The organism is uncultured Amphritea sp. (genome assembly GCF_937127095.1).
GTDB lineage: Bacteria > Pseudomonadota > Gammaproteobacteria > Pseudomonadales > Balneatricaceae > Amphritea.
Genome location: NZ_CAKZLP010000037.1, coordinates 1 through 3373 on the forward strand (window position 1 = coordinate 1; position 3373 = coordinate 3373).

The 3373-nt window shown below is 48.8% G+C and carries 4 protein-coding genes; all 4 read right to left on the reverse strand.

The window, feature by feature from the left end; all coding sequences use genetic code 11:
* Window positions 1-193 (reverse strand): 50S ribosomal protein L35 (gene rpmI, locus Q0499_RS08825; protein ID WP_028302804.1); only part of this gene is annotated, 193 nt, incomplete at its 3' end.
* Between the two features lie 107 nt (window positions 194-300).
* Window positions 301-840 (reverse strand): translation initiation factor IF-3, encoded by a 540-nt coding sequence (infC, locus tag Q0499_RS08830; protein ID WP_299198380.1) that lies wholly within the window; start codon window positions 838-840, stop codon window positions 301-303.
* 23 nt (window positions 841-863) lie between these two features.
* Window positions 864-2759, reverse strand: coding sequence for a threonine--tRNA ligase (gene thrS, locus Q0499_RS08835; protein WP_299198376.1), 1896 nt, complete (start codon window positions 2757-2759; stop codon window positions 864-866).
* Between the two features lie 176 nt (window positions 2760-2935).
* The coding region (locus tag Q0499_RS08840; protein ID WP_299198378.1) for an FCD domain-containing protein at window positions 2936-3373 on the reverse strand (438 nt) is incomplete at its 5' end.

Below are 3373 nucleotides of genomic sequence, written 5' to 3' on the forward strand. Positions count from 1 at the left end.
ACAGATTAGGCAACATGCGTTTTACTAACGCCTGATCAGCAGCATGTAACTGCTTCATCGGACGCAAGTGACGCTTACGCTTAGTCGATTTTTTGGTCAGGATGTGGCTACGGAAAGATTGCTTGTGCTTAATTCCGTTACCTGTTTTGCGAAAACGCTTTGCAGCGCCGCTATTTGATTTGATTTTAGGCATTGTAAACAACACTCCGCATTCAAGTTTTTTTATCTGATAAGCAATACTAAGCCACTAAGCCTGATCGTTAGACGATCAAGCAAAGTGGTTAAGATATTGAACCAGGATTACTTTTTCTTCTTCGGCGACAGCAGCATCACCATCTGACGGCCTTCAAGTCTCGGGCGAGACTCAACGACAATCATATCACCGAGGTCAGCTTCAATGCGTTGCATCAGCTTCATACCCAGTTCTTGGTGAGCCATCTCACGACCACGAAAACGTAGTGTGATTTTTGCTCTGTCACCCTCTTCAAGGAAACGTATCAGGTTGCGCAGTTTTACCTGATAATCCCCATCTTCCGTACCAGGACGAAACTTAACTTCCTTGACTTTAGTCTGAGTCTGGTTCTTCTTCTGAGCTGCTTTCTGTTTCTTCAACTCATACTGATACCGACCGTAGTCCATAATCTTACATACGATCGGCTCAGATTTAGCAATTTGAACCAAATCCAGACCGGCTTCTGCAGCTTTCGCTAGGGCTTCAGCAAGTGTTACAACACCTACCTGCTCACCATCAGCATCAATTAAGCGCAGTTCCTTAGCACGAATGTTCTCATTAATTGGTGCAACCTCTACGTTGCGACCTCTTGGGTTATTCCGCTTAATAGCTAAATCTCCAATAATTCTTCTTAGCAGCCAGAACTCAGCAGGGCTTCTACTTGCTCTAAACTCATGCTACCTAAGTCTTCACCAGACCGAGTACGCAGAGCTACTGTTCCTGACTCTACTTCTTTATCGCCGATAACGGCAAGATAAGGCACTTTATGAATTGTGTGCTCACGGATTTTAAAGCCGATTTTTTCGTTTCTCAAGTCCGAAGATGCACGAATGCCTTTATTTCTCAGGCTTTTTTCAATTTTTGAGCAATAATCGGCTTGTTTATCAGTAATATTCATTACAACAAGCTGTTTCGGTGCCAACCAAGTTGGCAATGCGCCAGCGTAATGTTCAATCAAAATACCAATCAAGCGCTCGAAAGAACCCAAAATCGCACGATGCAACATAACAGGTGTATGACGCTCACCATCGTGATCAACAAATTCAGCGCCTAAACGCCCCGGCATCGAGAAGTCTACCTGAATAGTACCGCACTGCCATACACGTCCCAGACAGTCTTTCAGAGAGAACTCAACTTTAGGGCCGTAGAAAGCACCTTCGCCCGGCAACTCAGCCCAGTCAAGACCAGCAGCATCAAGGGCATCGCCCAACGCTTTTTCAGCCTTATCCCAAACCTCGTCAGAGCCTACCCGTTTTTCCGGACGGGTGGAAAGCTTGTAGATAACTTCGGTGAAACCAAAATCAGCGTAAACCTCATGCAGGAAGTCGATGAAAAGCGCCACTTCGCTCTGAATATCATCTTCAGCACAGAAGATATGTGCGTCATCCTGAACAAAACCCCGCACCCGCATAATGCCGTGCAACGCACCGGACGGTTCATTCCGGTGACAGCAACCGAATTCAGCCAGTCGTAAAGGCAGATCACGGTATGACCGCAGCCCCTGATTGAACACCTGCACATGGCATGGACAGTTCATCGGTTTAATCGCAAAGTCTCGGTTCTCTGAGTGGGTGGTAAACATCTCTTCAGAGAATTTATCCCAGTGACCGGACTTCTCCCACAGGGTACGTTCAACCACCTGTGGTGTTTTAATCTCATCATAGCCGTGCTTACGCAACTTCTTGCGCATGTACTGCTCAATCCCCTGATACAGCGTCCAGCCATCGGGATGCCAGAACACCATCCCCGGCGCTTCTTCCTGCAGGTGGAACAGATTCAGCTGTTTACCCAGCTTACGGTGATCGCGCTTTTCCGCTTCTTCCAGACGGTGCAGGTGCTCTTTGAGGTCATTCTTATCACCCCAGGCAGTACCATAGATACGCTGCAACATCTCATTTTTAGAATCGCCACGCCAGTACGCACCGGCCAGTTTCATCAGCTTGAAGACTTTAATATGACCGGTGGAGGGCACGTGAGGTCCGCGACACAGATCGATAAAATCGCCCTGAGAATAGAATGACAGATCCTGATCAGCCGGAATCGCTTCCAGCAACTCCACCTTATACTTCTCACCCTTGCTTTCGAACAGCGCCACCGCTTCATCACGACTCATCAGCGAGCGGGAAACCGGATAGTTGGCTTTTACCAGCTCTTTCATCTTCGCTTCGATCTTTTGCAGATCATCAGGCGTAAACGGACGCTCGTAAGCGAAATCATAATAGAAACCATCTTCGATCACCGGACCGATGGTGACCTGAGCAGTTGGGAACAGCTGCTGTACCGCCATCGCCATCAGGTGAGCACAGGAGTGACGAATCACTTCCAGACCCGCTTCATCACGCGGCGTGATAATTGCCAGATTAGCGTCTTCGGTAATGGTGTGGGACGTATCCACCAGCTCACCATTCACCCGGCCGGCCAGGGCGACTTTAGCCAGACCTGCGCCAATATCAGCGGCAACATCAAATACGGTAACGGCATTAGCAAACTCGCGCTTGCTGCCATCGGGAAGGGTAATTACAGGCATTGTCTATTCCTATCTGCTAAGTGCTGACCAGTACCACAGGCCAGACTATAAAATTCAATCGCGGCTACAAACCAGGTAGCAGCACAAAGGCGGCATATTCTACCGGAAAGAGGAATATAAAGCTATTTCAATACGCTTTCATGACAACATATCTGCGGGGGGAAATCGGTGCGAATTCAGTCATCCAGATGACGTCGGGTGTAGAGGATATGTTCCACCGCTGCGCTGCGTGCATCCTCCGCATTACGGGCCATAATCGCCTGATGAATCGCACTGTGCTGAGAGCGGATACCGTCGGGATAACGGCCATATTTTTTCAGGGTGCAGGTCAGCACACCATAGATCGCGTTAAAGAAGCGGGTATAAAACAGCTGACTGAAAGAGATCACCAACAGATGGTGGGATGACTCGGCGATCATCATATGAAACCGCAGGTCCTCCTTGGCCTTTTCCAGCGTGGTTTCGCGCTGCCCGCGCTGTTGCATCTTACGGTATTCATCATCCAGCTCTGCGAGTTGTTCATTGGTGGCACGGCTTGCCGCATAAAACGCCGCCTCACCTTCAAGCATCGCCCTGACATCCAGCACCTGACGCTGAAATTCAGGATTATCACC

Coding starts and splice junctions, on each gene's coding strand:
- thrS (WP_299198376.1), bottom strand. CDS start 2,759: ATGCCTGTAATTACCCTTCCCGATGGCAGCAAGCGCGAGTTTGCTAAT.